The organism is Flavonifractor sp. An112 (assembly GCF_904377885.1).
In the GTDB taxonomy this organism is placed as follows: domain Bacteria; phylum Bacillota; class Clostridia; order Oscillospirales; family Oscillospiraceae; genus Flavonifractor; species Flavonifractor avicola.
On sequence record NZ_CAJFGT010000030.1, the window covers coordinates 1 to 21,076 of the forward strand.

A 21,076-nucleotide genomic window follows, 5' to 3' on the forward strand; every position below is an offset into this window, starting at 1 on the left:
GCCCAGCGGAGGGAATGAGCTTTCGGGCTTGCCCGGAAGCGAACGATCCGTAGCTTGGGCCGACGATGTAGGGCGCGGCATCCTTGACGCGCCGTTTCCAAGCCGCCACAAACACCGCAGTATTTCAGCGGCATGGCACCGACGGCGGCCCGGCGGGCCAAGCCGGTACAGCGCAGCCCTTTGCAGGGATTGCAGGGTAACCGCGATGCGTGCCACCCGGGGCGCGGCAGCGCCTGTAACGTAATCTCCCGTAGAGCGGGCGGCAATGCAAGCCCGGTTCTTGCAGACCAAACACAGCCCACCGCCGCCATGAACCCCCGTACTGGGGGGTCCAGGGCGGGCGGAGCCCCCCGGCCCTTCTTTCCCCCCATTTCTTCGGGAAGAAATGGGGGCCCCCGCCGGGAGGCCGGGCCTCCACCAGGCGGGCGGATGATATCCGCCCCTACAGATTGTTTTACAACTCACCAGAAAGGAGCAGCGCCCATGGCATTCTCCCTGACAACCGAACAGCAGGCCGCGGTGGACAACCGGGGCGGCGGGCTGCTGGTGTCCGCCGCCGCCGGCTCGGGCAAGACCCGGGTGCTGGTGGAGCGGCTCCTGGCCCGGGTGGAGGGGGAGGGGCTGGATGTGGACCGCTTCCTGGTCATCACCTACACCAAGGCCGCCGCCGCCGAGTTGCGGAGCCGCATCGTGGAGGAGCTGTCCGCCCGATTGGCCGAGCGCCCCTCTGACGTCCATCTGCGCCGACAGGCCACGCTGGTTTACAAGGCCCAGATCTCCACGGTCCACGCCTTCTGCGCCCAACTGCTGCGGGAGTGCGGCCACCTGCTGGATCTGGACCCGGATTTCCGGCTGTGCGACGAGGGGGAGGCGGGCATCCTCATGCTCCGCGCCCTCAACGATGTGCTGGACAGGCGGTATGAGGCCATGGACAGCGATTTTGCCCAGTTGGTGGACACCATGTCAGCCGGGCGGGACGACGCCCGGCTGATCCAAATCGTGCTGGACATCCGGGGCCGGGTCCAGGCCCACCCCAATCCCGCCGCCTGGCTGGAGGAACAGGAGCGGACCTTTGCTCTGGAGGGAATCTCCGACCCGGTGCAGACACCCTGGGGGCAGCTGCTGCTGGCTGATGCCGCCGGGCAGGCCGCCTATTGGCGGCGGCGGATGGAGGAGGCCCGGGATCTGTGTGAGCGGGACGCCAATCTGCTGGCCAATTACGGGGACAGCGTAGCCCAGACCGCCCAGGCCTTACAGCAGTTTGAGGAGGCGGCGAGCCAGGGGTGGGATGCTGCCCGGGCCCTGCTGCCCATTCCCTTCCCCACGGTGGGCCGGAAGAAGATGGTGGACGACCCCGCCGCCGTGGAGCGAGTGAAGGCCATCCGCACCGCCTGCAAAAAGCGGCTGGAGAAGCTGGAGGACTGGTTTGCCGACAGCGGGGACGACCTGTTGGCTGACCTGCGGACGGTGTACCCCGCCATGCGGGGGCTGTTCGCCCTGGTGCGGGACTTTGAGGAGGTCTATGCCGCCGAGAAGGCCCGGCGTGGGCTGGTGGACTTCTCAGACCTGGAACACATGGCGGTACGCCTGCTGGTGGGTGAGGACGGCCAGCCCACCGAGCTGGCCCGCCAGTGGAGCACCCGGTACGATGAGATCATGGTGGACGAGTACCAGGATACCAACGAGGTACAGAACGCCATTTTCTCCGCTCTGTCCAAAGATGGGACTAATCTGTTTATGGTGGGCGACGTAAAGCAGTCTATCTACCGCTTCCGTCTGGCCGACCCCACCATCTTCCTGGGCAAGTACCGCTCCTTCAAGCCTTACACCGAGGCAGGGGAGGGGGAAGAGCGGCGGGTCATCCTGTCCCGCAACTTCCGTTCCCGGCCCGAGGTGCTGGAGGGATGCAACGACCTGTTCCGGGCCGTCATGTCGGTGCCCTTTGGTGAGATGGAGTACTCCGACGACCAGGCCCTCTACCCCGGTGGCCCTTTCCAACCGGACTCCACCTACTGCGTGGAGCTGGACGCCCTGGACGGGGATATCGATGGAGAAGAGGGCGCGGAGAAGGTGAGCCGGGACCTGCTGGAGGCCCGATTTGCTGCCCGCCGGATCCGGGACCTGTTGGACCAAAACTTCCCTGTCTCCGACGGGGAGGAGGGCACCCGGCCAGTGCGTCCCTCCGATATGGTGATCCTGCTTCGTTCCCCCAACACGGTGCTCCGCCACTACGCCCGGGCCCTGGCCGAGCGGGATATCCTGTGGGAGGCCGAGGGAGGTGGAGACTTCTTCGGCTCCACCGAGATCTCGGTGGCCCTGTCTCTGCTCCAGATCGTGGACAATCCCCGGCAGGATGTGCCCCTCATCTCGGTACTGCGCTCCCCGGTGTACGGCTTCTCGGCCGACCGGTTGGCCCAGATTCGGGCGGCCAGCCCGGATACCGACTTTTACGCTGCCTTGGCCGCTGACGACGGGGAGGACAGTAAGGCCTTCCTGGCCGAGCTGGACGACCTGCGGTTTGGGTCAGGGGACATGAGCAGTCACCAGCTGCTGTGGCACATCTATGACCGCACCAATTTGCTGGGTATCTTCGGTGCCATGGAGGAGGGAGAGACCCGGCAGGGCAACCTGCTGGCCCTGGCCGAGCTGGCCCGGCAGTTCGAGGGGGCGGGCCACAAGGGCCTGTTCCGGTTCCTCACCTACCTGACCCGGCTGAGGGAGAACGGAAATACCCTGATGCCTCCCACCCCCGGCCGCACCGGCGGCGGAGTGCGGATTATGAGTATCCATAAATCCAAAGGTCTGGAGTTCCCGGTGGTGCTGCTGTGCGGTCTGGCCCGGCGGCTCAACCGGGAGGACATGAGCCGCCCAATTCTGTTCCACCCCAAGCTGGGTGTGGGCCCCAAGGGTCTGGACGTGGAGCGGGGCATCGAATATCCCACTCTGGCCCGGATGGCGGTTGCCCGCCAGCTGGAGCGGGAGATGATGGCGGAGGAGCTGCGGCTTCTCTATGTGGCTATGACCCGTGCCAAAGAGAAGCTGATCCTGTCGGTGGCCCTCACCGGCGGGGGGAAGGATCTGGAGAAGCTGGCAGGGGACGCAGGTGATCCGGTGGACCCCCAGGTACTGCTGGCCTGCCAGAGTGTGGGCCAGTGGGTACTGCTCCATGCTCTGTGCCGCCCTGAGGCGGGAGCCCTCCGCCGGGCGGCGGGACAGGACGTGGCGGTCTTGGATACCTCCTTTGGTCCGGCGTGGGACATCCGGTTTGTGGATGGAACGCCCTTGGCGCAGATGCCGCCTCACCGCTGGACAGCTCCGCAGCGGGAGCAGGAAGAGGAAGAAGGTGGGGAGGATCTGGCCAACCTGCTGCGCTGGACCTATCCTCATGAGGCGGAGGTGGCCATTCCCTCCAAGCTTACCGCTACTCAGCTGAAGGGCAGGGCTTTGGACGAGGAGGCGGCGGAGGAGGCCCCACGGCCTGCCAGACCTCTCAGCTTTGGACGGCCCCGGTTTGCCGCCGAGGAGATGGGTCTCACCGCCGCTCAGCAGGGTACCGCCCTTCATCAGGTGCTCCAGTACATCGACTTTGAGCGGTCCGAGACGGTGGAAGGGGTGCGGGCGGAGATAGCCCGCCTGGTGGAACAGCAGTACATCACCCCCCAGCAGGGGGAGGCGGTGGACCCTGCCCCCATCGCTGCCTTCTTCCGGTCGGACCTGGGGCAGCAGCTGCTCTCCTCTGTCTCCCTGCGGCGGGAGTTCAAGTTTTCCATTCTGGAACCTGCCAGCCGCTACTATCCCCAGGCGGGGGAGGGGGAGCAGGTGCTTTTCCAGGGCGTGGTGGACTGCTACTATGAGACTCTGGAGGGCATCACGGTGGTGGACTTCAAGACCGACCGGGTGACCAAGCGCACTGTGGCGGAACGTGCAGAGCATTACCGCCCCCAGCTGGAGGCATACAGCCGGGCTCTGGCGGAAATCACTGGAAAACAGGTGATCCGCCGGGTGCTGTGGTTCTTTGCGTTGAACCAGAGTGTGGATCTGTAGCAATTTGAAAATTTCTGAAAAAAACTGTTGCAATCCACCAGGCTTTGTGCTATTATATTCTAGCGTTTATAAGGCGTGGAGGTTTGCTGCGCCGCTTCATCCGGAACGAGAAAGAGGTGAACACAACAATGAAGGAAGGCATCCATCCCAACTACGAGCAGACCACCATCAAGTGTGCCTGTGGTAATGTGATCGAGACCGGCTCTACCAAGAAGGACATCCGCGTGGAAGTTTGCTCCAAGTGTCACCCCTTCTTTACTGGCAAGCAGAAGATGGTGGATACTGGCGGACGTGTCAGCCGCTTCAATAAGAAGTTCGGCCTGGACAAGAAGTAAGTCCGTATACAAGGGCCCGTACCGGTTTCGGTACGGGCCCTTTTTTTACTCCTATTAGCACCTTTCTTTTTTTCGAAAAGACACATATAATAGAGCAGAGACAACAGGAGGTGTGCGCTATGTTTGAAAAGATCGACCCCAAGGCGTTGGATCAAAACGTCTTTTCCCTCATCGGGGATCAGTGGATGCTCATTACCGCCGGAACCAAGGACCAGTGCAACACCATGACCGCCAGCTGGGGCGGCCTGGGGGTGCTGTGGGGCAAGCCGGTGGCTACGGTCTACATCCGGCCCCAGCGGTACACCCTGGAGTTTGTGGAGCGGGAGGACACCTTTACCCTGTGCTTCTTTGGGGAGGAGTACCGGAAGGCTCTGGCCCTGTGCGGCTCCAAGAGCGGCCGGGATATGGATAAGGTGAAGGAGTGCGGCTTCACGGTTGCCACGGCGGAGGGCGCCCCCTACTTTGAGGAGGCCGACCTGGTGCTGGTGTGCAAGAAGGCCTACTGGCAGGACATGGACCCCACCCACTTCCTGGACAGGGAGATCGACAGCAAGTGGTACCCCGAAAAGGATTATCACCGTATCTTCATCGGCGAGATCCTGGAGGTCTTGCGGAAAGTATAACGTAGGGGCGCACCCTGCGCCCATCGGAGGACACATGACAGAAAACCAAGAGAAAAAAGCAATCAACCGGGCAGTGCTGGTGGGCCTCAACGCCCACTGCCTGTCCGAGGCGGAAAATGCCGACGACTCCTCCATGGAGGAGCTGGCCGACCTGCTGGAGACGGCGGGCGGCGAGTGCGTGGGCACCGTGTTTCAAAATAAGGATACCCCCGATCCCCGTACCTTCATCGGTGAGGGCAAGGTGGCGGAGGTAAAGGAACTGGTGGACGCCATGGGGGCGGACATGGTTATCGTGGACAACCCCCTGTCTCCCTCCCAGCAGCGTGCCCTGTCGGAGGACCTGAAGGTCCAGGTGCTGGACCGGGCGGCCCTCATTCTGGACATCTTCGCCCAGCGGGCCCGCACCAAGGAGGGCCGTCTCCAGGTAGAGCTGGCCCAGTATCAGTACCTGCTGCCCCGACTGCTAGGTATGTGGACCCACCTGGAGCGGCAGGAGGGCGCCATCGGCACCCGCGGTCCCGGTGAGACTCAGCTGGAGACTGACCGGCGGCACATCCGCCGGAAAATCCAAAAGCTGCGGGAGGAACTGGACCAGGTGCGCCGGGTGCGGGCTACCCAGCGCTCCCGCCGGGAGAAAAATGAGGTGCCGGTGGTGGCCATCGTAGGCTACACCAATGCCGGCAAGTCCACCCTGCTCAACAAGCTAACCGGGGCGGACATCCCCGCCAACAACCGGCTCTTCGATACACTGGATACCACCACCCGCACCCTGGAGATTTCCGACACCTGCACGGTGCTCCTCAGCGATACGGTAGGCTTCATCCGCAAGCTGCCCCACCATCTGGTGGAGGCCTTCAAGGCCACCCTGGAGGAGCTGTCCTACGCCGACCTGCTGCTCCATGTCATTGACACCTCCAACCCGGAGTGGCGGGAGCAGGCCGAGGTGGTGGAGAAGCTGATCTGTGAGCTGGGCGCCGAGCAGACTCCCCGTATCGACGTATTCAACAAGATCGACCGCTGCCCCAGCGAGATTTTGCCCCACGGCGAGGACATCGTATCGATTTCCGCTAAGACCGGCCAGGGACTGGACGAGCTGCTCAGCAAGATCGGCGACCGGCTGGACACCGGCGCCCACCGGGTGGTGCTCCACATTCCCTATGACAAGGGCGGTATTGTGGATCTGCTCCACCGGGAGGCCAAGGTGGAACGGGTGGACTACGGCGAGACCATCGAGGTAGAGGCTGTGTGCACCCCCATTCAGCTGGGCAGGTTAAAGGACTATATTGTGTCCGGCTGGACGCCCCCCAAGGAGTTTTGGGAAGACTGAGGCGCGGGCATTTTCTGCGGAAAATGCGTCGCTTCGCTTCAAGCCGCGCCTTCCAGGGGGAACCAGTTCCCCCTAGATACGCGCCGGAAACGGCGCGATACCCCCTCCGCTCTCCGAGGGGTTTTAAATGTTTGTGATATGAGGAGGAACGGCTATGCAGCCACTGGAAACTGACCGCCTGCTGCTGCGTCCCTTTACGGAGAAGGACGCGGTCGGCCTGTATGCCTATGCCAGACACCCGGAGGTGGGTCCCTGGGCTGGGTGGAAGCCCCACGCCGACGAGGCGGAGAGCTTACGGGTGATCCGGGAGATCTTCCTGCCCTCTGACACCCTTGCGGTGATTCAAAAGTCCGACGGGCGGCTCATCGGCTCCGCCGGGTTTGTGGGCAAGCACCGCACCGAGCTGGGCACCCCCAGCGAGGAGGTGGGCTACTCCCTGGCTCGGGACTGCTGGGGCCAGGGCCTGATCCCAGAGGCGGTGGAGGCCATCCTCCGCCATTCCTTTGTGGACCTGGGCTATGCTGCCATCTGGGCCGCTTACTACGACGGCAACCGCAAATCCAAGCGAGTGATGCAGAAATGCGGCATGACCTACCGCCTGTCCCGGGTGGAGCCGGTGGAGCAGCTGAATGAGACCCGGCTGGCCCACTATTTTGCCATTACCAGAAGGGAGTGGGAGGCCAGATGACGGAATACTATGTCCCCACCGCCCCCTCGGAGACGGAATTTGTGGAGAAGCGCTCCCGGTTTATCGGCCATGTCTGGCCGGTGGAGAGCGAGGAGGAGGCCAGGGGTTACATCGAGGCCATGAAGAAGAAGTACTACGACGCTCGCCACAACTGCTGGTGCTACCGCATCAAGGAGGGCGGCGTGGAGCGCTACTCCGACGACGGAGAGCCCCAGGGCACCGCCGGTCAGCCCATGCTCAACGTGTTCCAGCGGGAGGAGGTCACCAACGTGTGCTGTGTGGTGACCCGCTACTTCGGGGGCGTGCTGCTGGGGGCGGGCGGTCTGGTGCGGGCCTACACCCAGAGTGCCAAGGACTCCCTGGACGCCGCCGGGATCTCGGTAGTGCGCCGGTGGGTGGAGACCGCGGTGACCTGCCCCTACTCCTTCTTCGAACGGGTGCGCCAGGAGGCGGAGGCTCAGGGTGGTGTACTGGGGGAGAGCGAGTACGCCGCCGACGTTACCGTCCATGTGCTGCTGCCCGAGGAGAACACCGAGGCTTTCGCCGCCCGGCTCACCGAGATGACTGCAGGAGGTGTGGCTCCCATGACTTTGGGAGAAGCCTTCCGGGCAGTACCCATCAAATAAAAGCAAAAGCGTCCCCACGACAACGCCGTGGGGACGCTTTTTAATTGCTGGTCAGCAACAGGAGATCTTTGGAGGGCAGCTCCAGCCACAGAGGGTCGTGCTGGGACAGAGCGGCCCAGCGGTCCTTCTCCAGCTCAATGCGCAGACGGGAAAAGCCCTGGCTGCCGCCGGGGGTGGACAGCATGACCACCGTGGAGAATACGTTCTCCACCACCCGCTCCACCAGGCAGGGGAGTGCGTTGGGGCCGGGGCCTTCCACGGGCCTGATGTAGTGGGCCCGGACGCCGATATGGGTCAGCCCCTCCGGCAGCGGCTGGCCTGGGTCCAGGGTCACGCCCCAGTCCAGAGCCTCCACCTTGCCGTCTGCCGTGGCACGGGCGCGGGACACATTCTTGCAGCCGGACAGCAGGCAGGCCGACAGGGTCCGGGGGGCCTCAAAGAGTTCATGTACCGGCATCATGGCCTGGGAGCGGCCATTGTCCAGTACGCACACCTGCTGGCACAGCCGCTGCACCTCGTCCCGGTTGTGGGTGACGAAGAGCACCGGCCCGGAGAAGGTGGAGAGAATGTCGGCCAGCTCCAGCTCCACCTGCCACTTCAAGTAGCTGTCCAGAGCGGAGAAGGGTTCGTCCAGCAGCAGTACCTCCGGCCCGCTGGCCAGGATGCGGGCCAGCGCCGTCCGCTGCTGCTGGCCGCCGGATAGCTGGTGGGGGTATTTGTGCTCCTGCCCCTTCAGATAGAAGGAGGAGATCAGGCGGCTCACCGTCTCTTTGCGAGCGGTCTTGTCCTGTACCCCCACGGCGATGTTCTGGGCCACCGTCATGTTGGGGAAGAGGGCGTAATTCTGAAAGAGGTAGCCCACCCGCCGCTTTTGCGGGGGCAGGTCGATGTGCTGCTCCGAGTCGAAAAGCACCCTGCCGTCCAACACGATGCGGCCCCGGTCAGGCTTCTCGATACCGGCGATGCACTTGAGGGTGAGGCTCTTACCGCAGCCGGAGGCCCCCAGAAGGCCGGTAATCTGGCCGCTTTCCGTTTCAAAAGAGCAGTCCAGCTGGAATTTGCCGAAGTCCTTATGGATATCTACCTGTAACCGCATTATTCCACCTCCCCGGAGACGGGTGCGGCCCGGCGGCGGGGCCTGCGGTCCTTTTTCTCCAGCATATTGACGGCCAGAAGCACCACAGCGGAGATGGCCAGGTTGATGAGCACCCACTGCATGGCTCCGGCGTCGTCGCCGGTGCGCCAGAGCTGGTAGACGGTGGTGGAGATGGTGGCGGTCTTGCCGGGGGTGTACCCGGCGATCATGGCGGTGGCGCCGTACTCGCCTAAGGCCCGGGCGAAAGAAAGTACAGTGCCGGCAATGATGCCCTGCTTGCAATAGGGCATCATGACCCGCCAGAAAATCCAGGTGTTGGACTTGCCCAGGGTGCGGGCAGCGTGGGCAAGGGTAACATTAAAGGACTCGAAGGCTCCCCGGGCGGTGCGGTACATCAGGGGGAACGCCACCACCGCCGAGGCGAAAATGGCCGAGTACCACACCATGGTCAGCCGCAGGTCAAAGACCTCCAGAAACCATAGTCCCACAGTTCGCTTGGGCCCCAGCAGCCGCAGCAGGAAATAGCCCACTACGGTGGGGGGGAGAACCAGAGGAAGGGTGAGGACCACGTCCAGCACACCCTTCACCAGCCGGGGCAGCTTGGCCACATAGTAGGCCGCCAGAATGCCCAGAAAGAAGATGAGTATGGTGGAGATGGCGGCGATGCGCAGGGAATTGAAAAGAGGATAGAGGTCCAGAACCGGTCACCTGCCTTATCAAATGGGCCTGCCGCACGGCGGCAGGCCCCTACTTTTACTGAATGACAGTGAAGCCCACGCCCTCCAGCACGGAGATGGCGCTCTCATCGGTGTGCAGGTAATCCAGGAAGGCCTGGGCGGCGGCCTGGCTGGCCTGGCTGCCGCCGCACTTCATGACGGCGGCGGGGTAGATGACCTGATCGCACATATCGGCGGTGGCCTGATCCACTACGTTCAGCTCATAGGTAAAGGCGTCAGTGGCGTAGATGATGCCGCAGTCCACCGCCCCCTCCTTCACCTGGTTGGCAACCTCGGACACGTTGGAGGCGTAGGTCACCTTACCGGCGTCCTCCAAAGCGGTGATATCAATACCCAGGGTGTCCAGAATTTGGAGGGAGTAGGCTCCTACGGGCACGTCGTCATTGCCCAGGCAGAGCAGAGACAGCTTATCGGTGGCCAGATCGGAGAAGGACTGGATGTCCTTGGGGTTGTCGTCGGGCACCGCCAGCACCACCTTGTTCTCCACAAAGTTGATGCGGGTGTCGGACTGCACAAAGTCCAGCCCCTCGTTGGTGCCGGTGGTGTCGGCGGCGTCCAGCTGATCCATCTGCTTCTGAGCGGCGGAGATGAACAGATCGCACACCGCCCCCTCCTCGATCTGGGTTTTTAGGGTACCGGAGGAGTCAAAGGTAAAGGTGAGCGTTACGTTGGGGGCCACTTCTTTGTACAGGTCGGCGATCTGGGTCAGGGTGGCCTCCATAGAGGCGGCGGCAAACACCACCACCTCCACCTCCTCGGCCTGGGTTGGGGTGGTTTCAGCGGGAGTCTCGCTGTTCTGAGCGGGGCTCTGGGCGGCACCGGAATTGCCGCCACAGGCGGCTAACGCCAGGATCAACGAGAGGGACAGGATCAGGGATAGGATTTTTTTCATGCTGCATTCTCCTTTACAAAATGGTAGGCGGCCCCGTTTCCAGGAGCGCCCCGGCCCGCCGCCATGACGGCAAAGGTTTTAGGCGTTACGGGCTCGAAGAATTCAGAACTTATCTTAACGGGCGCAGTTACCCGTAGTCCCCCTTAAAATCTCCAGGCCGTGGGCCAGAGAGGGGAGAATGAACTCCAGACACTCCCGCACCGCCTTGGGACTGCCGGGCAGGTTGACCATGAGGGTCTGTTTGCGGATGCCTGCCGCCGCCCGGCTCAGCATGGCCCGGGGAGTGATCTGGAGAGACTGCCACCGCATGGCCTCGGCAATGCCGGGGGCGGGGCGCTCGGTGACCACCAGGGTGGCTTCCGGAGTCAGGTCGGTAGGGGAGAAACCGGTGCCGCCGGTAGTGAGGATCAGGTCGGCCAGATCGTTGTCGCACAGCCGTTTTAACTCACCGCCCAGCGGTTCCATGCCGTCGGGCAGCAGGGCGGTGTGGACCACCTCATAACCTGCCGCCTCCACCATTTCCCGGATGGCCGGGCCGCTCTTGTCCTCCCGCTGTCCGGCATAGCCGGAGTCGCTGAGGGTGATGATAGCTACCCGCATATTCAGCCCTCCTCCACGATGGTGAGGTTATCCCCCACCGAGATGGTGCCCCCATGGAGCACCTTAGTGAACACGCCCTCCCGGGGCATGATACAGTCGCCCATGACCTTGTAGATTTCACAGTGGGCATGGCACTGCTTGCCCACCTGGGTCAGCTCCAGCACCACGTCGTTGCACTTGAATTTGGTGCCGATGGGCAGGGTCTTGAAGTCGTAGCCCTCCACCACCAGGTTTTCCCCGAAAGCGCCGTCATCCACCACGGCGCCTCTGGCCCGGAAGGCCTCTACCTGCTCATGAGAGAGCAGGGAAACCTGACGGTGCCACTTACCGGCGTGGGCGTCCCCCTGGATGCCCCAGTCCTCCACGAACTGGGCGGAGCCCACATTCTTCTTCTGGGTACCCTTCTGTTCACTGACACAGACAGCGATCACTTTGCCCATGGTCTTATCCTCCAATTTGATTCATATTGCGCCCTTCGTCCCGGGCCTGCCTGTCTCCGCCAAAGTGATGGCTGGCGGGTTTGTGGCCGATAGCGTCGGCCATGGCCTGGAGAAGAGCGGAATCGTCTGCTTCGGCATCCAGCAGGGCCTTCAGATCCACCCCGTGGTCGTATTGCAGACAGGTCTTGAGAAAACCGGTGGCAGTGAGCCGCACCCGGTTGCAGCTTTGACAGAACTGATGGGACACCGCACTAATAAAGCCCACCTTGCCCTGGAAGCCGGGGAAGGTCACATTCCGGCTGGGCCCGCCCAGAGCATCGGAGGGGCAGGGAAGGGCGGGGCCGAAGGCAGCCTCCAGCTGCTGCAATACCTCCTCCTCGGTGCGGCGAGTGAGGGTGTCTCCCAGACCAATGGGCATGAGCTCGATGAAGCGGACGGTCAGGTCCCGGTCCTTTGCCAGCGCGGCCAGAGGCACCAACTGGGCGTCGTTGCCCCCCGAGGGGACGCAGTTGACCTTGACAGTGAGGTTCGGCGCGGCCAGGGCGGCCTCCAGCCCCTCCAGGGCCCGAGGCAGCTCGTCCCGGCGGGTAAGGGCAGCAAACTGATCTCGGTCCAGGGTGTCCAGGCTGAGGTTCACCCCATCCAGTCCAGCCTTCAGAAGGTCGGGCAACTGCTCTGCCAGCAGTACCCCGTTGGTAGTGAGGCTGATGGTGCGGATGCCGTCAATGGATTTCAGATCCTTTACCAGTCCAGCCAATCCCTTGCGGACCAGAGGCTCGCCGCCGGTGAGGCGCACCTTTTCCACCCCCAGAGAGGCGGCCAGACGCACCAGGCGGATGATCTGCTCATAGGTGAGGATGGCGCTGTGGTCCACCCACTCTACGCCCTCCTCGGGCATACAGTAGCGGCAGCGCAAATTGCACCGGTCGGTGACCGATACCCGCAGATAGCGGATACTGCGTCCGAATTGGTCAAGCATGGCCGCCATCCTCCTTTACCAGACGGAGCAGAAAGCGGGCCGCCTCATGGGGCTGGTCCAGGGGCAGCACCGGCACGTCGGGGATCTCCAGAGGCAGATCGGTGACCAGGGCCAGCAGGGTGGCCGGGTTGGATACCGGGCTCTCCGAGTTGCCCTTTCGCACCACCTCCAGCTTGGGCCAGCCGGTGTGCTTGAAGCCCTCCAGCAGGATCAGATCCGCTTCGGGAAATTGCGTAATGAGAAAGTCCTCTGTTACAGGCTGTTTCTTTACGATTTTGAACTTTTCCCCGTCAAAGATGGCGGTGCCTGCCGCACCGGCGGCCATGAAGCGGCCGGTATCGGTGCCGGGCGGGTCTGCGTCAAAGGAGTGGCCATCGTGCTTGACTACCGCCACAGTGAGACCGGACTCCTCCAGCAGGGGGAGCATGGCTTCAATGAGGGTGGTTTTGCCGGAGTTTTTCACTCCGGATACCGCCACCACCAGGGGCTTAGCCACGGTCATACACCCCCGACTTGCCGCCTTCCTTGTGGACCAGGTGGATGTTGCCCAATTCCATCCCCTTGTCCAGGGCCTTACACATATCGTAGATGGTAAGCAGAGCTACAGAGACGCCGGTGAGGGCCTCCATTTCCACGCCGGTTTTGCCGGAGAGCTTGACGGTGCAGGTAGCCCGCACGGCGCAGGCCTCTTCCAGAATTTCAAAATCCACCGACAGGTGGCTGAGCAGCAGGGGATGGCACAGAGGGATCAACTCCCAGGTGCGCTTGGCGGCCATGATGCCCGCCACCCGGGCCACACCCAGCACGTCGCCCTTGGCAGCGGTGCGTCCGGTGATGGCCGCCAGAATGGGCGGGGTTACTTTGATGGTGCCCTCGGCCACCGCTGTGCGATAGGTGGGCTCCTTGCCGGTCACATCCACCATAATGGCGTTGCCGGCCTCGTCAAAATGATTGAAAGCAGGTTCCATAATAACCTCCTTATAGAATCGATATCAGGTGGTCACAGCAGCCACACTTGGATGGCCTGTCCAGCATCCACCGGCGGAGTGCCTGCAGGCAGCTCCACCAGACAGTTGCACCCCACCAGGGAGGCCAGCTGGCCGGAGGAATGCCCCACCGGCAGCGTCACCTGCCCGTTCTCATACTGGCCCCGAAGAAAACGACGCCGGGGGCTGGGTTTGTCATAGGGGGTGGTCAGGATGGCCTGCTGCCGTCGGGGGAGCAGGTGGGGCTCTCCTGCCAGCGCGGCCAGCAGGGGCTGGGCCAACAGTTCAAAGGTGGTGAAAGCGGCAAAGGGGTTGCCGGACAGAGACAGGATCGGCTTGCCCTTATACCGGGAGAACATAGCCGGGGTGCCCGGTTTCAGGTCCACCCTCCAAAATACCCGCTCCGCCCCCAGCAGGGGGAGGGCCTGGTGAAAGATATCCTTGTCACCCACCGACACGCCGCCGGTGGTGATGAGCAGGTCACAGTCCTCCAGCATCCCCTCCATGGCCTCTGTTACAGCGGCAGGGGAGTCAGCGGCATGACGGCAAAGGGAAGGCATACCAAGCTCCGTCAGCCGGGCGGTGAGCAGGGCTCCGTTGGAGCCGTAAATCTTCCCGGGAGGGAGGGGCTGACCGGCCTCCACCACTTCGTCTCCGGTGGTGAGCAGCCCCACTTTGGGCCTGCGTCGCACGGCTACCTCTGTGAGGCCGGCGCTGGCCAATACGCCAAGGGCAGCGGCGTCCAGCCGGGTGCCCGCCGGTAGTAACAGGCTGCCCACCCGGTAGTCCTCACCCTGATAGATATAATTTTTATAAGGGGGAAGGGAGGCATAGATGTTGACCGGGTTGCCCCGGTCGGTGTCCTCCTGGGGAAGTACGCAGTCGCAGCCTTGGGGCAGCATGGCTCCCGTCATGATGCGGATGGCCTGTCCGGGCAGAAGAGGGGATTTTGCCTCGTCTCCAGCATACAGGGTGTCTACTACCGGCAGGCAGACGGGGTGGTCCCGGTCCGCACCGGCGATGTCGGCAGAGCGGAGAGCATAGCCGTCCAGAGGGGAGCGGTCAAAAGGCGGCTGGTCGATGGGGGCAGCCACATGGTCTGCCAGGGTGCGGCCCAGAGCCTGAAGGGCGGGCAGTGTCTCCGCTCCCAGCGGGGACAGTTTACCGGTTATCAGCTCAACTGCCTGTTCCAGCGAAATGCCCGTGACCATAGTCAGCACCCCTTGCCGAAGGGGCAGATGGGATAGTGGCACTCAGGGCAGCCTAGGCACAGGCCGCCATGGCCCAGGGCCTTCAGATCAGAACGACTGACCCGCACCCCGGCGGCGATGCGGGGGAGCACCAGGTCGAACACAGTGGCCTTGGCGTACATAACGCAGCCGGGCAGGCCCAGAATGGGGGTACCGTCGGCAAAGTAGCCCAGCAGGAACATGGCTCCGGGCAGCACTGGGGCGCCGTAGGACACGATGTCCGCACCAGTGTCCTTGATGGCCTTGGGGGTCTTGTCGTCCGGGTCCACGCTCATGCCGCCGGTGCACAGGATCAGGTCCACCCCCTTGGCCTTATAGTCCAGGGCGGCGGCGGTGATGGCGGCCATGTCGTCGCCGGGGAGGCAGTGCTCCGTGACCTGGATGTCGTAGGCAGCCAGCTTGTCGATGATAACGGGGGTAAAGGTGTCCTCAATGAGGCCCTTGGCCACCTCACTGCCGGTAGTGATGAGACCGCAGGTTTTCAGCTTCCAGGGGGTGAGGGAGAGGATGGGACCGGTGCCGGCTCGCTCCTCCACCGCCTTCAGCTTGTCCTCGGCGATGACCAGAGGGATAATGCGGGTGCCCGCCAGCTTGTCCCCCTTGTGAACGGCGGTGTTGGTGTGGCGGGTGGCGATCATGATCTCGTCCTCACCGTTGAGGGCGTTGAGCCGCTCTACATCCACCTGAAACAGGCCGTCGATGTCGGCGATGAGCTCGATCTTGCCCTCCTTCACAGCGGTACCGTGCATATGCTCATTCTGGCACAGGGCCTGAAGGCGGAGGGCGGCCTCGTCCTCATGGAGCATCCCGGGCTGGCGCTCCCACACATAGAGGTGCTCCTTGCCCATGCTCAGCAGCACCGGGATATCCTCCTCGGTGACCACATGGCCCTTGCGGAACCGGGCGTCCTTGGTAACGCCACGAATGATCTGGGTCAGGTCGTGGCAGAGCACATGGCCCACCGCGTCGCGGGTATCGATCAGTTTCATCATCTGTTCCTCCCAGTAAACAAAAAGAGGTACCGTCCGATCCGGTACCTCTGGACAGAAGGGTACAATACCCCCCTGTGAAAGAGACTCCTTTTCAAAGACGGAAGGCCGTGCCGTTTCCAGAACGACCCTGGCGGTACGCCATAGGCCAGGCCCTTAGGCGGTTCCGCTCGGAGCACACTCAATTTTCATCAGCATACCACATTTTTTGTTAGATTGCAATGGCCAAGGTGGCACGGGTGTGGTACACTACAGAAAGAAAGGGGAGAGGAGCATGAGAGAGCTGCGGGGACGGTTTGCCCCCAGTCCCAGCGGGCGGATGCACCTGGGCAATCTGTTTTCCGGGCTGCTGGCCTGGTTATCGGTGCGCTCCGCCGGGGGGACTATGGTGCTGCGGATGGAGGACCTGGACCCGGACCGGTGCCGGGCGGAATACGCCGATCAGCTGGCTGACGATCTGCGCTGGCTGGGTCTGGACTGGGACGAGGGTTATCAGACCGGAGGACCTCATGGACCCTATACCCAAAGTGACCGTACAGAATTGTATGCGGACGCCTTCCGAGATCTGGAGAAAAGAGGGCTGATCTACCCCTGCTTCTGCACTCGGGCGGAGCGGCTGGCTGCCTCAGCGCCCCACAGGAGCGACGGACAAGTGATCTATGGTGGCAAGTGTAGACGCTTGACAGAGAAAGAGCGGGCGGAATTGGGTGAAAAACGTTGTCCCGCCTGGCGTTTGATGGTGTCTGACAGGAATATTAGCTTTACAGATAAACTGCAAGGAGCCTATACCGAAAACCTGCTCAAAGACTGCGGAGACTTCATTGTGCGCCGGTCTGACGGGGTGTATGCCTACCAGCTGGCGGTGGTATACGACGACGGGGCCATGGAGATCAATCAGGTGGTGCGGGGGCGGGATCTGCTGGATTCCACCCCCCGGCAGATTTATCTCTACGAGCTGTTGGGACTGACCCCGCCGGAGTTCTGCCACGTGCCTCTGCTGCTGGCCCCTGACGGCAGACGGCTGTCCAAGCGGGAGCGGGATCTGGATATGGGGGCTCTGCGGCAGCGGTTCACACCGGAGGGGCTGACCGGCTTACTGGCCTTCTGGGCCGGGCAGCTGGACAAGCCGGAGCCGGTGCGTCCGGCGGAGCTGGCCAAGGACTTCGACTGGGCCAAGGTTCCGGCAGGTGATATTACCATTGATCCCGGTCAACTATAAAAAAGGACGCCGCGGCAATTGCTGCGGCGTCCTTTTTATCTTTAGGAGAAACTCACGTTGCAGTCGGTGGGGACCACGCACACATAGGTGTTGCCCACGCCGAAGGTGATGGGGTTGCCGTCGGAGTCCTCATAGTAGAACTGGCCGCTGGGGGCCTGCTTGCTCCAGGTCAGCTCGGTGATCTTGCCGCCGCAGGCGAAATAGCCTTTGCCGCCGCTGGACAAGTCCACGGTGATGTGGCCCAGATAGTCGCCGGTGTTGCGGCAGGCGGTCTTGATGATGACCACGTTGGTCACCTCTACCTGCTGCTGGGTGTTGCCGTCTATGTAGGCTGCGCCGTACTCCTCTACGCCGTACTTACCGGTGTTCTCATTGTAGACAAAACGGCCGGTCTTGTAGCTGGAGACGGGAACGGTGATCTGGGTGGCGTCCACGCTGTCGGCGGGAGTACCGTCCTCAGCGAAGTTCATCTCATAGACGTAGCCGTCCTTATGGTCCAGACGGATGTTGTAGGTGGGCAGCCGGTCCATGATGGACTGGCCAGTGGTGACCACCGTGTGCTCCAGGCTGTAGCTCTGCTTACGTACCGGGTCACGCCACATCAGGTTGCTGTTTTCGGTGCTGCCCAGATAGGGGCCCCGTACCGCGTCCAGGGCGGTGACGCCCCAGGTCTTGATTTTGCTGTAGGCGTCCTCGCTGCCGCCGGCATGGAGAAACACGGCATCGTGGCCCAGTGCAACCTCCAGGTAGTAGGGACGGGCGGAGCGGATGGAGCCGATGGTGCCCACCCCATCCAGAGACTGATAGACGCCTATCATGCGAGTGATGCCGCCCTCGGCGGGGATCTCATAGATGATGTCGGCCTGAGACTGGCCCAGCTGGGGGAGAGCCTGCTTCAGGTTATTGAGCATGATGGCCACCGGACGGCGGTTGACCCACTCCTCGCCCATAGGCAGGCCGGTGAGAGGATTGAGAGGACCGTCATAAGGGGTCTCGGTGGGTGTGGGCGTAACACTTTCCACCACAGGGGCGGAGGAAGTGGGCGGCGCGGGGGAGTCCTCCGGTTCCGGAGACCCACCGCAGGCGGAGAGCAGCAGGGGCAGCGTAAGCAGCAGGGGCAGTAGTTTTTTTCCCATGACGGTATCCTCCGTTTTCTTGCCGGGCGCCCGCCGTGGGGGCCGGGGCTCCGCGGTGTGGTATCCTTATCATACTCTGTGGGACAGGCTCCCGTCAAGGTGGCCGGGATCGGGAAATTACACTTGTGATTTTACCCGGGCTTGGGTATAATGGTTATTAAGCGGCAAGCGCTTCGGAAAGGAGAACTCCATGGCACGTCACGGTTTTATCCACGACAAACTGGATATCAAGTTCCTGATCCTCTACATCATGGCGCGGGTGGCGTCTCCCATCGATTTTCACGCCCTTACCGACCTGACCATGTGCGATGACGGGGTGGACTACTTCGAGTTTGCCGAGGCGGTCTCTGAATTGGTGGAAACCGGGCACCTGACCCTGGAGAACGACCTGTACGCCATCACCGACAAGGGACGTTCCAACGGCGCCGCCTGTGAGAGCAGCCTGCCCTACACCGTCAAGCAGAAGTGCGGTGTCAATCTGGCCCGGATCAACGGCATCCTCCGGCGCAACGCCCAGGTGCGCGCCCATGTGGAGGACCGGCCGGAGGGGGGCAGCACGGTGAAGATGGAGCTGGACGACGACAAGGGCAACCTGTTTACGCTGGAGCTGTTCTGCGGTACCCGGGAACAGGCCCAGCGGATGGCCAAGGGCTTCAAGGAGGAGCCGGAGCGGGTGTATAATGATGTGATCACCGCTCTGCTGGAGTGGGAGAAAAATCGATAATTTCCCGGGAAAGAAAAAATAAGTGTTGACAAAGCCTGGTCGGGGCGCTATAATAACCGAGCAGTCTTTTGACGGGGCTGTGTTTTGCGGATGTGCTGGAACTGGTAGACTGGCTAGCTTGAGGTGCTAGTGGCCCACGGCCGTACGGGTTCGAGTCCCGTCATCCGCACCATATGCGCGAGTGGTGGAATTGGCAGACTCGCTAGATTCAGGTTCTAGTGTGCATTACGCACGTGCGGGTTCAAGTCCCGCCTCGCGCACCAAAAAAGAAGGACATCCGTGAAGTATGTCCTTCTTTTTTGGATACCTCAAGAAATCAAAATGCTCGGGGCAAGTGAATTGCCCCTGCGCCGAGGTTTTGGGCTGACAGCCCAAAACGCTCGTACGGCGCAAAAGCGCCGACGGCCCAAAGGGCCGGTTTTAAATACTGCAAGAAATGAAAGACATTGATACGGCCCGATGCAAGATGGGCCGCCATTATCCCGGAAATGGAGGACCAGGACCATGAATGAAAAGGAAGTAGGGGAGCTGCGCCGCCGGTTCAAGGCGGACAAGAGTGCCATCACCCATGTGCGGGGCTGCTACGTCAACGAAAAGAAGGAGATCGTCTCTCAGTTTAACCAGTCCCTGGCGCTGATGAGTGAGGAGGAGAGTGAAAAGCTGCTGGCCATTCTGCGCCGCACCCTCTCCGGCGGCATCGACCGCAATCTGATCGACATCAGCTTTGCCACCAAGCAGGTGGCGGAGGGGGAGGAGCACAAGCTGCTCATGGCCCTGCGGGATTCCGGACTGGGGGATGAGGAGGCTGTCCAGGCCTTTTTCCAGAAGGCCATTGACAGCCTGGATCTGGAAGGCAGCTATCTGATCCTGCTGGCTCATGACCGGTACGACGTACCCTACCGGGCCAAGGACGGCGAGACCCAGAAAGACGCCTCCGAGGAGGTCTATTCCTACATCCTGTGCAGCATCTGCCCGGTGAAGCAGACCAAGCCCGCCCTCAGCTTCCAGGCCCGGGAGAGTCGATTCTATAACCGCCAGGCCGACTGGCTGGTGTCCCCGCCGGAGGTGGGCTTTCTGTTCCCCGCCTTTGACGAGCGCACAACCAATCTCTACGACGCGCTGTATTATAACAGGGACGTGGGGGAGAACCACCAGGACTTTGCTCAGGCGGTCTTTGCCTCCCCCATCCCCATGCCCGCCCAGGCCCAGAAGGAGACCTTCCAGAACATTCTGGGGGAGACCTTGGGGGAGGAGTGCAGCTACGACGTGGTTCAGGCGGTCCATGACCAACTGAGGGAGCTGGTGGAGGAGCACAAGGAAAACAGGGAAGAGGAGCCGCTGATGGTGTCCAAGGGGGCGGTGAAGTGCGTGCTGCTGTCCTGCGGCGTGTCCGAGAGTCATGTAAACGCCTTTGACAGCCGCTACGACGACAGCTTTGGAGCGGAGACCCGGCTCAGTCCCCGGAACCTGGTGGACGCCAAGCAGGTCCAGGTCTCCATGCCCGACGTAACCATCAAGGTGTCCCCGGAGTACAGCGCTCTGGTGGAGACTCGCTCTATCAATGGGAAAAAGTACATCCTCATTCCGGCGGAAGGGGAAGTGGAGGTCAACGGGGTGCCCATCCACATCGACGGCTGACCACAAGCTGGGAATTGCATCTTTTTGAAAAATAGAGTAGAATCAGGTATCGACTTTTGCAGGGAGGCATTGCCATGGGAATCTTTAACCCGGAGCACGGTATCTACCGCCTGACGGAAAAGATAGCCGATCTGGTGATTTTGAGTGTGTTTTGGCTGGTGTGTTCCATTCCCCTGGTGACGCTGGGGCCAGCCACCACCGCGCTCTACAACACGGTGGTACGCTGTATCCTGGGCGATGAGCGCAACAGCTGGGTCCTGTTTTTCCGTACCTTCAAGCAAAATTTCAAGGTGGGTGCACTGACCAGCCTGGTGGTAGTCCCCCTGATGGCGGTGCTGGTCATCCTCCACGAGGTGCTCTATCAGATGGCTCTGACGGACGATGTGGGCTATACGCTGTTTTTTGCCTACCGGGTCTTTCTGCTACTGCCCATCGGCTTTATCTGCTACCTCTTTCCGGTGCTCTCCCGGTTTACCTTTCAGGTCAGCGGGCTGCTGGTTAACTGCGGCAAGCTGGCCATCGCACACTTGCCCAGCACCGTGCTGATGGCGGTGATCGCTTTTGTCGCCCTCATCGTATGCTCTAATGTGCCCATTCTGGTTATGTTGCTGCCCACTATCGTGACTTGTCTGCACGCCTTTCTGCTGGAGCGGATTTTCCGGCCCTATATCAAGGAGCAGCAGCCGGACATGGACGATGAAGAGGACGACGAAGATGAAATGTAAATAAATATATCAATGAAAAAGC

Annotated in this window: 21 protein-coding genes, 2 tRNA genes and 2 riboswitches; of the genes, 12 read left to right on the plus strand and 11 right to left on the minus strand. The window is 62.0% G+C overall.

Annotation, left to right across the window (positions count from 1 at the left end; translation table 11 throughout):
* The first annotated feature begins 483 nt into the window (after positions 1-483).
* The 6 genes from addA (at position 484) to IHN22_RS06170 (ending at position 7,643) form a co-directional block, all read left to right on the plus strand.
* On the plus strand, positions 484-4,044 hold the full coding sequence (addA, locus tag IHN22_RS06145; RefSeq protein ID WP_191434167.1) for a helicase-exonuclease AddAB subunit AddA: 3,561 nt from the start codon (positions 484-486) through the stop codon (positions 4,042-4,044).
* 128 nt (positions 4,045-4,172) lie between these two features.
* Complete coding sequence (gene rpmE, locus IHN22_RS06150) at positions 4,173-4,379, plus strand: 50S ribosomal protein L31 (protein ID WP_007489589.1); 207 nt, start codon at positions 4,173-4,175, stop codon at positions 4,377-4,379.
* Between the two features lie 119 nt (positions 4,380-4,498).
* On the plus strand, positions 4,499-5,002 hold the full coding sequence (locus tag IHN22_RS06155) for a flavin reductase family protein (RefSeq protein ID WP_191434168.1): 504 nt from the start codon (positions 4,499-4,501) through the stop codon (positions 5,000-5,002).
* A 34-nt stretch (positions 5,003-5,036) separates the two neighbouring features.
* A complete protein-coding gene (hflX, locus tag IHN22_RS06160; RefSeq protein ID WP_087388862.1) occupies positions 5,037-6,329 on the plus strand; it encodes a GTPase HflX in 1,293 nt (430 codons plus the stop codon).
* A 154-nt stretch (positions 6,330-6,483) separates the two neighbouring features.
* Positions 6,484-7,017, plus strand: coding sequence for a GNAT family N-acetyltransferase (locus tag IHN22_RS06165; RefSeq protein ID WP_087388863.1), 534 nt, complete (start codon positions 6,484-6,486; stop codon positions 7,015-7,017).
* A complete protein-coding gene (locus IHN22_RS06170; protein WP_191434170.1) occupies positions 7,014-7,643 on the plus strand; it encodes a YigZ family protein in 630 nt (209 codons plus the stop codon). Before IHN22_RS06165 ends, IHN22_RS06170 begins: the two co-directional genes overlap by 4 nt.
* Positions 7,644-7,683: 40 nt before the next feature.
* On the opposite strand, the gene IHN22_RS06175 is transcribed toward IHN22_RS06170, so the two are convergent.
* The 10 genes from IHN22_RS06175 to IHN22_RS06220 all read right to left on the minus strand — a co-directional run bounded on the left by IHN22_RS06175 (position 7,684) and on the right by IHN22_RS06220 (position 15,612).
* Complete coding sequence (locus tag IHN22_RS06175) at positions 7,684-8,739, minus strand: sulfate/molybdate ABC transporter ATP-binding protein (protein ID WP_191434172.1); 1,056 nt, start codon at positions 8,737-8,739, stop codon at positions 7,684-7,686.
* Positions 8,739-9,437, minus strand: coding sequence for a molybdate ABC transporter permease subunit (gene modB, locus IHN22_RS06180; protein ID WP_191434201.1), 699 nt, complete (start codon positions 9,435-9,437; stop codon positions 8,739-8,741). The genes IHN22_RS06175 and modB overlap by 1 nt, the downstream gene beginning before the upstream one ends.
* Before the next feature lie 55 nt (positions 9,438-9,492).
* Positions 9,493-10,368, minus strand: a complete 876-nt coding sequence (gene modA, locus IHN22_RS06185; protein WP_191434174.1) for a molybdate ABC transporter substrate-binding protein — start codon at positions 10,366-10,368, stop codon at positions 9,493-9,495.
* Positions 10,361-10,479: riboswitch (molybdenum cofactor riboswitch) on the minus strand. Its footprint overlaps the gene before it by 8 nt.
* Before the next feature lie 3 nt (positions 10,480-10,482).
* Positions 10,483-10,968, minus strand: a complete 486-nt coding sequence (locus IHN22_RS06190) for a MogA/MoaB family molybdenum cofactor biosynthesis protein (protein WP_087187395.1) — start codon at positions 10,966-10,968, stop codon at positions 10,483-10,485.
* Positions 10,969-10,970: 2 nt separating this feature from the next.
* Positions 10,971-11,408 (minus strand): MOSC domain-containing protein, encoded by a 438-nt coding sequence (locus IHN22_RS06195; protein WP_191434176.1) that lies wholly within the window; start codon positions 11,406-11,408, stop codon positions 10,971-10,973.
* 4 nt (positions 11,409-11,412) lie between these two features.
* The gene (gene moaA / locus IHN22_RS06200) at positions 11,413-12,387 is read right to left on the minus strand and encodes a GTP 3',8-cyclase MoaA (protein ID WP_191434178.1); all 975 of its coding nucleotides are present in this window, start codon (positions 12,385-12,387) and stop codon (positions 11,413-11,415) included.
* Entirely contained in the window at positions 12,380-12,889 is a 510-nt protein-coding gene (gene mobB, locus IHN22_RS06205) for a molybdopterin-guanine dinucleotide biosynthesis protein B (protein ID WP_191434180.1), read from the minus strand. Before mobB ends, moaA begins: the two co-directional genes overlap by 8 nt.
* A complete protein-coding gene (gene moaC / locus IHN22_RS06210; RefSeq protein WP_191434181.1) occupies positions 12,876-13,355 on the minus strand; it encodes a cyclic pyranopterin monophosphate synthase MoaC in 480 nt (159 codons plus the stop codon). The genes mobB and moaC overlap by 14 nt, the downstream gene beginning before the upstream one ends.
* Positions 13,356-13,387: 32 nt before the next feature.
* Positions 13,388-14,584: a molybdopterin molybdotransferase MoeA gene (gene glp / locus IHN22_RS06215; RefSeq protein ID WP_191434183.1), complete on the minus strand. Its 1,197-nt coding sequence runs from the start codon at positions 14,582-14,584 to the stop codon at positions 13,388-13,390.
* Between the two features lie 2 nt (positions 14,585-14,586).
* A complete protein-coding gene (locus IHN22_RS06220) occupies positions 14,587-15,612 on the minus strand; it encodes a molybdopterin-binding protein (protein ID WP_191434185.1) in 1,026 nt (341 codons plus the stop codon).
* A 71-nt stretch (positions 15,613-15,683) separates the two neighbouring features.
* A riboswitch (molybdenum cofactor riboswitch) is annotated at positions 15,684-15,800 on the minus strand.
* An 86-nt stretch (positions 15,801-15,886) separates the two neighbouring features.
* Here IHN22_RS06220 and gluQRS point away from each other — a divergent pair.
* On the plus strand, positions 15,887-16,831 hold the full coding sequence (gene gluQRS, locus IHN22_RS06225) for a tRNA glutamyl-Q(34) synthetase GluQRS (RefSeq protein WP_191434188.1): 945 nt from the start codon (positions 15,887-15,889) through the stop codon (positions 16,829-16,831).
* A 41-nt stretch (positions 16,832-16,872) separates the two neighbouring features.
* Here gluQRS and IHN22_RS06230 read toward each other — a convergent pair whose 3' ends face one another.
* On the minus strand, positions 16,873-17,967 hold the full coding sequence (locus IHN22_RS06230) for a DUF3048 domain-containing protein (RefSeq protein ID WP_191434189.1): 1,095 nt from the start codon (positions 17,965-17,967) through the stop codon (positions 16,873-16,875).
* Between the two features lie 190 nt (positions 17,968-18,157).
* Here IHN22_RS06230 and IHN22_RS06235 point away from each other — a divergent pair, with 190 nt between their 5' ends.
* The 5 genes from IHN22_RS06235 to IHN22_RS06255 all read left to right on the plus strand — a co-directional run bounded on the left by IHN22_RS06235 (position 18,158) and on the right by IHN22_RS06255 (position 21,054).
* A complete protein-coding gene (locus tag IHN22_RS06235) occupies positions 18,158-18,691 on the plus strand; it encodes a DUF4364 family protein (RefSeq protein ID WP_087187386.1) in 534 nt (177 codons plus the stop codon).
* A gap of 86 nt (positions 18,692-18,777) precedes the next feature.
* Positions 18,778-18,863 (plus strand) — tRNA-Leu (locus IHN22_RS06240).
* A 3-nt stretch (positions 18,864-18,866) separates the two neighbouring features.
* Positions 18,867-18,954: transfer RNA gene (locus IHN22_RS06245), tRNA-Leu, on the plus strand.
* Positions 18,955-19,195: 241 nt separating this feature from the next.
* Entirely contained in the window at positions 19,196-20,329 is a 1,134-nt protein-coding gene (locus IHN22_RS06250; RefSeq protein ID WP_191434191.1) for a DUF4317 domain-containing protein, read from the plus strand.
* A gap of 74 nt (positions 20,330-20,403) precedes the next feature.
* Positions 20,404-21,054 carry a YesL family protein gene (locus IHN22_RS06255; RefSeq protein ID WP_300985709.1) on the plus strand — a complete coding sequence of 217 codons (651 nt, stop codon included), beginning with the start codon at positions 20,404-20,406 and terminating at the stop codon, positions 21,052-21,054.
* Positions 21,055-21,076: the final 22 nt, after the last annotated feature.

What these genes read in the sequence shown, in the direction of transcription:
- mobB (WP_191434180.1), bottom strand. Translation starts at nt 12,889, where the DNA reads ATGACCGTGGCTAAGCCCCTGGTGGTGGCGGTATCCGGAGTGAAAAAC.
- IHN22_RS06155 (WP_191434168.1), top strand. Translation starts at nt 4,499, where the DNA reads ATGTTTGAAAAGATCGACCCCAAGGCGTTGGATCAAAACGTCTTTTCC.
- gluQRS (WP_191434188.1), top strand. Translation starts at nt 15,887, where the DNA reads ATGAGAGAGCTGCGGGGACGGTTTGCCCCCAGTCCCAGCGGGCGGATG.
- IHN22_RS06230 (WP_191434189.1), bottom strand. Translation starts at nt 17,967, where the DNA reads ATGGGAAAAAAACTACTGCCCCTGCTGCTTACGCTGCCCCTGCTGCTC.
- IHN22_RS06175 (WP_191434172.1), bottom strand. Translation starts at nt 8,739, where the DNA reads ATGCGGTTACAGGTAGATATCCATAAGGACTTCGGCAAATTCCAGCTG.
- IHN22_RS06165 (WP_087388863.1), top strand. Translation starts at nt 6,484, where the DNA reads ATGCAGCCACTGGAAACTGACCGCCTGCTGCTGCGTCCCTTTACGGAG.
- rpmE (WP_007489589.1), top strand. Translation starts at nt 4,173, where the DNA reads ATGAAGGAAGGCATCCATCCCAACTACGAGCAGACCACCATCAAGTGT.
- hflX (WP_087388862.1), top strand. Translation starts at nt 5,037, where the DNA reads ATGACAGAAAACCAAGAGAAAAAAGCAATCAACCGGGCAGTGCTGGTG.
- IHN22_RS06235 (WP_087187386.1), top strand. Translation starts at nt 18,158, where the DNA reads ATGGCACGTCACGGTTTTATCCACGACAAACTGGATATCAAGTTCCTG.
- IHN22_RS06195 (WP_191434176.1), bottom strand. Translation starts at nt 11,408, where the DNA reads ATGGGCAAAGTGATCGCTGTCTGTGTCAGTGAACAGAAGGGTACCCAG.
- IHN22_RS06170 (WP_191434170.1), top strand. Translation starts at nt 7,014, where the DNA reads ATGACGGAATACTATGTCCCCACCGCCCCCTCGGAGACGGAATTTGTG.
- modA (WP_191434174.1), bottom strand. Translation starts at nt 10,368, where the DNA reads ATGAAAAAAATCCTATCCCTGATCCTGTCCCTCTCGTTGATCCTGGCG.
- IHN22_RS06255 (WP_300985709.1), top strand. Translation starts at nt 20,404, where the DNA reads ATGGGAATCTTTAACCCGGAGCACGGTATCTACCGCCTGACGGAAAAG.
- glp (WP_191434183.1), bottom strand. Translation starts at nt 14,584, where the DNA reads ATGGTCACGGGCATTTCGCTGGAACAGGCAGTTGAGCTGATAACCGGT.
- addA (WP_191434167.1), top strand. Translation starts at nt 484, where the DNA reads ATGGCATTCTCCCTGACAACCGAACAGCAGGCCGCGGTGGACAACCGG.
- moaC (WP_191434181.1), bottom strand. Translation starts at nt 13,355, where the DNA reads ATGGAACCTGCTTTCAATCATTTTGACGAGGCCGGCAACGCCATTATG.
- IHN22_RS06250 (WP_191434191.1), top strand. Translation starts at nt 19,196, where the DNA reads ATGAATGAAAAGGAAGTAGGGGAGCTGCGCCGCCGGTTCAAGGCGGAC.
- IHN22_RS06190 (WP_087187395.1), bottom strand. Translation starts at nt 10,968, where the DNA reads ATGCGGGTAGCTATCATCACCCTCAGCGACTCCGGCTATGCCGGACAG.
- IHN22_RS06220 (WP_191434185.1), bottom strand. Translation starts at nt 15,612, where the DNA reads ATGAAACTGATCGATACCCGCGACGCGGTGGGCCATGTGCTCTGCCAC.
- moaA (WP_191434178.1), bottom strand. Translation starts at nt 12,387, where the DNA reads ATGCTTGACCAATTCGGACGCAGTATCCGCTATCTGCGGGTATCGGTC.